Source organism: Parabacteroides sp. AM17-47 (genome assembly GCF_003434625.1).
In the GTDB taxonomy this organism is placed as follows: Bacteria; Bacteroidota; Bacteroidia; order Bacteroidales; family Tannerellaceae; genus Parabacteroides; species Parabacteroides distasonis.
In genome coordinates, this window is sequence record NZ_QTLI01000022.1 from 96,552 (window position 1) to 102,853 (window position 6,302).

Genomic DNA, 6,302 nt, shown 5'->3' on the forward strand with positions numbered 1-6,302 from the left:
TTGTAAAGACAAAGATATTCCTTAATTATCAACTAATCTTATCAAACTAGTTTTTTTATCAAGTTTTGGTGTCAAATTCACGTTTCTTACAAACTAAAGGCTTTTTTAATCGGGATTATTCGGTTATTTACCGATACTCGTATAGAAATCAGCGGTATTTACTTGTGTATAGAATGACGAACCCGTACATTTGATAAAAAACAAAAAAATTGAACTTATGGATATGAAAGATTATGACATCAATTTTAAAGAGAAGAGGACAAACGGGTATCTGATCGCTACCTTATTTATCATTGTCGGTATATTATTTTTACTGCGGAATCTAGGAATGATAGATCCATCCTTATTTGACTTGCTTGTATCTTGGCCGATGCTGCTTGTCGTGTCGGGCATCTTTACGATTTTCCACCGTAATCCGGTAGGAGGTATGCTCCTCGTGGGCGTGGGAGTCTATTTCCTTTTCCCGCAGTTAAATTGGATCACGAACGATTTTTTACGTGTATATTGGCCGTTAGGATTAATCCTGTTAGGATTGGTCATCATGCTGAAGCGGAAAGATTCTATCCGCACGAAAAAGCATAAACGTCCCTTTAACCATCCCCCTTTCGGGCACAGAAAGCCTAACGATGAGATCAACTACGAGACAGATAACGGTTTCGTATCGGTTGACACCACTTTCAACTCGGTAAGGCACATCGTACTGGACCCCGTATTCAAGGGGGCGGACATAGACGTATCTTTCGGCAACGTGATTCTTGATCTTAAAAAAACAACATTAGAGGCTGATGAAACCATCATAAACATAGATAGCTCCTTCAGCGGCGTAGTAATATACGTTCCTAAAGGATGGCTGGTTCGTCTAAAGGTTGGTTCTTTCTTGGCAGGATGCCAAGATATGAGGGAACTGACAGAAGCAACCGACATGACGCATACACTATACATATGTGGAGACTTGTCGTTCAGCGGCCTTGAACTAAGAGACTAAACTCATCATGCAAGAACATCCTATTACAACATCCATATTACATAAAGGGCTGGGAAGCCTATTATTACTTTTAGCCATAGCGATCCAATGCGCATTATTAACTCTTTATGGCGATCTTCCGTTGAGCATCACTTTGATCGATAGCTTACTTTCCATCGCATTGTTCGCCGTAGCGGGATATTATCTTTGGTATGTACAATGTACGTTACATATCATGCAAGCACGAGTGGCTTTCGCCGTACTCGTACAAATCGCTTGCATAGCCGGATGCTCGATCTTGCTACAAATATTCGGATTGGAAGATTGGGAGGAATTCTCGATCACGATTCCTTTTCGATTCCTGTTCGGCCTAATGGCATGGATCATTCTATCCCAATGGTATGCCAGTCGGGAAAGAAAGAGTGAGGCGGAACCTATCGTGAGACAAATGGAGGAAAAGACGGCACCTCCCCCGACTACCGTTCCGGAGGAGATTCTAGATCGTATATCCGTAAAAGACGGGGCACGTATTCATATCATCCCGATAAAAGAGATATTCTATTTGCAAGCATGTGGCGACTATGTGACCTTATTCACCACTTCCGGTCAGCACGTAAAGGAGCAAACCATGAAGTATTTCGAGCGAAGCCTTCCTTCTCCGGAGTTCGTTCGTATACACCGCTCTTATATCGTTAATACGGAACAGATATTGCGAGTAGAACTATTCGGAAAAGAAACCTATCAAGTACGATTAAAGGATGGAACATATCTTCGTGCCAGTAGCGCTGGCTATAAGCTACTCAAAGAACGTCTTTCCCTTTAGCAGTCCTATAAAAGGGACCTAATCATCGTTAAAATTAGAAGATTTTGATTGTAATATATAGAGTTTTGTGTTGTGTAACACTTTTTGGCAAGCATAGATATGTTACTTAACATATATTAGTTGCAAAAGACTTGACAAATGGTCTTGACGAACGTATCTTTGCACCGTGGTTTTTTCATAATAGTATTAGATTTAAGGTTAACAAAGTTTGGTTAGGGCTTGTCGTGAGACAGGCTTTAATTGTTTATAGAGGTTTGCTTCCCTAGATTTACATATAACTATAAAAAAACGGCCACCCCTAAAAAGAGGCGGCCGTAATTATTCTTAATGAAAGAACCTACTCTTTGACAATCCTTGTAACTTCCAAATCAAAGATCAAAGTCGTATAAGGCTTTATTATGACACTTCCCGAAGCACTCCTTCCAGCCGAACCGTATCCCATCTGTTGAGGAATCCAAATCTCCCAACGATCTCCTGGGTGCATATTCTGTAACGCTGTAGCAAAACCATCTACCATCTCAGAAACAGTAAGTTCGGCAGGGGCACCTGCCTCAAACGATTTATCATCAAAAACCGTTCCATCAATAAACGTCCCTTTATAATAACATTCCACCTTGCTCGTATAATAAATCGGCTCCTTACTCTCTCCTGTCTTCAAGACCTTGTAAAGGATAAATCCGGCATTACTTTGAGAACTCAATTGCTCGAAACCCGGAACCAGCATCTGGGCTTGAAAAGCCTCCTCATTCTGGACCTTCCAAACCTCATCCACCTCTAGTGCCTCATCATCATCCCCACAAGAGGTGATCATGAACACGCAAAACAACATCAACGCGATATGCCAGTACTTCTTCATTCGTTTACTCTATTACCTTTTTCAATAAATTCTTCATGCTCACCTTCTCCGTGATAATATCGTGAAGCTTATCGATGCTTACGCGCTCTTGCTCCATCGTGTCACGGAAACGGATCGTTACGCAATTATCCTTCAAGGTGTCATGGTCTACCGTAATACAATACGGGGTACCGATCGCATCCTGACGGCGATAACGCTTACCAATAGAATCCTTCTCGTCGTATTGGCAACGGAAGTCGAAACGCAACATATTTATAATCTCCTCAGCTTTCTCGGGCAGGCCATCTTTCTTCACCAATGGCAATACGGCCAACTTGATCGGAGCCAAGGCTGCGGGCAACTTCAATACCACACGGCTCTCGCCATTCGCCAATGTCTCCTCGCAGTAAGAACCCGCCATGATGCTCAAGAACACACGGTCTACACCGATCGAGGTCTCGATTACATACGGAGTGTAACTCTGGTTCAACTCCGGATCGAAATATTGGATCTTTTTACCGGAAAACTTCTCATGCTGACTCAAGTCGAAATTCGTACGGCTATGTATACCCTCCACTTCCTTGAATCCGAACGGCATCTCGAACTCGATATCCGTAGCGGCGTTAGCGTAGTGAGCCAACTTCTCATGATCGTGATAACGATACTTCTGATCTCCCAAGCCAAGAGCTTGATGCCATTTTAAGCGAGTAGACTTCCATTTCTTGAACCACTCGATCTCCTCACCCGGACGAACGAAGAATTGCATCTCCATTTGCTCGAACTCGCGCATACGGAAGATAAACTGACGAGCCACGATCTCATTACGGAACGCCTTACCGATCTGGGCGATACCGAACGGGATCTTCATACGGCCAGTCTTCTGCACATTCAAGAAGTTCACGAAAATACCTTGAGCCGTCTCCGGACGAAGATAAATCTTAGTCGCTCCATCAGCGGTAGAACCCATATCCGTAGAGAACATCAAGTTAAACTGGCGAACCTCCGTCCAGTTACGAGTTCCGGAAATCGGGCAAACGATCTCGCAATCCAAGATCAATTGGCGAAGATCCTCGAAGTTAGACTCGTTCATCGCCTTGCTATAACGCTCATGGATCTCATTCCATTTCGCTTGATGCTCCAATACACGAGGATTCGTCTCACGGAATTTAGCCTCATCGAAAGCGTCACCGAATTTCTTTGCGGCTTTCGCCACTTCCTTATTCATTTTCTCCTCGATCTTGCCCAAATGGTCTTCGATCAAAACGTCCGCACGGTAACGTTTCTTCGAGTCCTTGTTATCGATCAACGGATCATTAAAAGCGTCAACATGGCCGGAAGCTTTCCAGATAGTAGGGTGCATAAAAATAGCGGAATCAATACCCACCACATTCTCATGCAGCAAAGTCATGCTATCCCACCAATATTTCTTTATATTGTTCTTTAACTCAACACCATACTGGCCATAATCGTATACCGCTCCCAAACCGTCATAAATCTCTGAGGAGGGAAATACGAAACCATACTCCTTACAGTGTGAAACTAATTTCTTAAATACATCTTCTTGTGCCATAATCTAATAATTTGCCAATTTTGTTAATATGCCAATGTGCCAATGATAAGTCCATCGGAGACCCGCCTGAGTGGCACATTAGCACATGGTCTCCTTTATGAGGTTACAAAGTAAATGATTTTTTCCGTAACTATAGAAAGTTTTGTATATTTACGACGTAAATCATTAGTGTTTGCGCAAACAGTATAATTTAAACAAGATAATACCATGAAATCAGAAGAAATCTCACGCCGCTCGTTCCTTAAGCGAGCGCTAGCCTTATCGGCAGTATCGGCCATCCCGTCGTTCTGGACACCCGCCCACGGACGTGTTCTACCTACTTCCCCGTTAATCAGCGCTAATGACCGGGTAAATATAGCGTTCATCGGCATCGGACAACGAGGGGGCGAGATCGCCAAGGAATTGTATAACACAGGTCTGTGTAACGTAGTAGCTCTCTGCGACGTGGACATGGGAGCCCCTCACACGCAAGAGATTATCAACATGTTCCCGAAAGCGGCCCGTTTTCAAGACTTCCGCACGATGTTCGACCGGATGGCGGACAAGATCGATGCCGTAAGCGTAGGTGTGCCGGATCATTCCCACTTCCCGATCACGATCGAGGCGATGGCGCACGGCAAACATGTATATGTAGAGAAACCGATGGCCCGCACGTTCCAAGAAATAGAGATCATGATGCGTGGAGCGAAGAAATACGGCGTTGTCACCCAAATGGGTAACCAAGGACATTCCGAGGCGAACTATTTCCAATTCAAGGCATGGAAAGAGGCCGGTATTATCAAGGATGTTACCGCCATTACCGCCCATATGAATAATCCGCGTCGCTGGCACGGATGGAACCCGAATATTAGGCATATGCCTATGGGAGAACCGGTTCCCGAGACGATGGATTGGGACACATGGATCGGCGTAGCTCAATATCATGATTACAACCATGACTACCATTTGGGACAATGGCGTTGTTGGTACGACTTCGGAATGGGTGTCTTAGGAGACTGGGGAGCGCATATTTTGGATACGGCACATGAATTCCTAGATTTAGGATTGCCTACAGAAATAAATCCGCTTTATTTGAAAGACCATAACCCGTTCTTCTTCCCGATGTCATCCACCCTTTTGTTTAAATTCCCGGAAAGAGGGAATATGCCGGCCGTGGATATCACTTGGTACGATGGACTGGACAATATCCCCTCCGTCCCGGAAGGTTACGGTGTTTCCGAGCTCGACCCGAATATCCCGACCGTAGCCGGCGGCAAGATACAACCGGCGAAGTTGAACCCGGGCAAGGAAATCTACTCGAAAGAATTAACCTTCAAGGGTGGTTCTCATGGAAGTACCTTATCTATCATCCCGGATGAGAAAGCGAAAGAGATGGAATCTCGCTTACCGGAAGTGCCGAAAAGCCCGTCTAACCATTTCGCGAACTTCCTGCTAAGTTGTATGGGTAAGGAGAAAACCCGCTCACCGTTCTCTATCGCCGGCCCATTAAGTCAGGTATTCTGTCTCGGCGTATTAAGCCAGCGCTTGAACCGCAAGCTCGTCTTCGATCGTGACACGAAACAGATCACGAACGATCCGGAGGCGAATAAGATGCTATGTGGAGTACCGCCTCGCAAAGGATGGGAACAATATTATACCATTTAATTGAAACATGGAGAATTGAAAGTTATTCGCTCATCGCTTTAACTTTCAATTCTCTCATATAGTTTATAAGCCTATTTGCTACAACATCTACAACTATCCCTGCATTCATCTGGTCTTAGGATGATTAACTAATGGTGGTAGATAAAAAACATCTACAATTATCTAGCTCTATCTACCACTATTTACCGCTATTTACCACTATTTACCACTTTTCCATCACCTAACACAACGCTCCTCCACACTCACCATATAGCATTATCCGATCTCCTTTCAACACGGATAAAATATTAACATCTAGCCATTTGTAGTTTTTTAACCTAAAAAACAAAAGTTTTCCCATATGAAAACAAAAGTTTAATAAGCGGAAAACTTTTGTTTCTCTATAGGGAAACTAAAGTTTCCTCAGTATGAAACTTTTGTTACCTCTAAGAGAAATGTCTTTTCCTGATTTATCTAGACACTTTTT

General features: G+C 43.7%; 5 protein-coding genes. 3 read left to right on the forward strand and 2 right to left on the reverse strand.

The window, feature by feature from the left end; all coding sequences use genetic code 11:
- Nucleotides 1–217 precede the first annotated feature (217 nt).
- Together DW205_RS17440 and DW205_RS17445 are read left to right on the forward strand one after the other, a co-directional pair.
- Entirely contained in the window at nucleotides 218–985 is a 768-nt protein-coding gene (locus tag DW205_RS17440) for a LiaI-LiaF-like domain-containing protein (protein ID WP_005859987.1), read from the forward strand.
- Nucleotides 986–992: 7 nt separating this feature from the next.
- On the forward strand, nucleotides 993–1,787 hold the full coding sequence (locus DW205_RS17445) for a LytTR family DNA-binding domain-containing protein (RefSeq protein WP_005863405.1): 795 nt from the start codon (nucleotides 993–995) through the stop codon (nucleotides 1,785–1,787).
- 337 nt (nucleotides 1,788–2,124) lie between these two features.
- Here DW205_RS17445 and DW205_RS17450 read toward each other — a convergent pair whose 3' ends face one another.
- The gene (locus tag DW205_RS17450) at nucleotides 2,125–2,643 is read right to left on the reverse strand and encodes an FKBP-type peptidyl-prolyl cis-trans isomerase (protein ID WP_005863407.1); all 519 of its coding nucleotides are present in this window, start codon (nucleotides 2,641–2,643) and stop codon (nucleotides 2,125–2,127) included.
- Nucleotides 2,644–2,647: 4 nt separating this feature from the next.
- The gene (locus DW205_RS17455; RefSeq protein ID WP_005863410.1) at nucleotides 2,648–4,192 is read right to left on the reverse strand and encodes a glycine--tRNA ligase; all 1,545 of its coding nucleotides are present in this window, start codon (nucleotides 4,190–4,192) and stop codon (nucleotides 2,648–2,650) included.
- A 207-nt stretch (nucleotides 4,193–4,399) separates the two neighbouring features.
- Here DW205_RS17455 and DW205_RS17460 point away from each other — a divergent pair, with 207 nt between their 5' ends.
- Entirely contained in the window at nucleotides 4,400–5,836 is a 1,437-nt protein-coding gene (locus DW205_RS17460) for a Gfo/Idh/MocA family oxidoreductase (RefSeq protein WP_005863413.1), read from the forward strand.
- Nucleotides 5,837–6,302 lie beyond the last annotated feature (466 nt).

Excerpts from the sequence above, each read along its gene's own strand:
- DW205_RS17450 (WP_005863407.1), bottom strand. The coding sequence starts at position 2,643 with ATGAAGAAGTACTGGCATATCGCGTTGATGTTGTTTTGCGTGTTCATG.
- DW205_RS17460 (WP_005863413.1), top strand. The coding sequence starts at position 4,400 with ATGAAATCAGAAGAAATCTCACGCCGCTCGTTCCTTAAGCGAGCGCTA.
- DW205_RS17455 (WP_005863410.1), bottom strand. The coding sequence starts at position 4,192 with ATGGCACAAGAAGATGTATTTAAGAAATTAGTTTCACACTGTAAGGAG.
- DW205_RS17445 (WP_005863405.1), top strand. The coding sequence starts at position 993 with ATGCAAGAACATCCTATTACAACATCCATATTACATAAAGGGCTGGGA.
- DW205_RS17440 (WP_005859987.1), top strand. The coding sequence starts at position 218 with ATGGATATGAAAGATTATGACATCAATTTTAAAGAGAAGAGGACAAAC.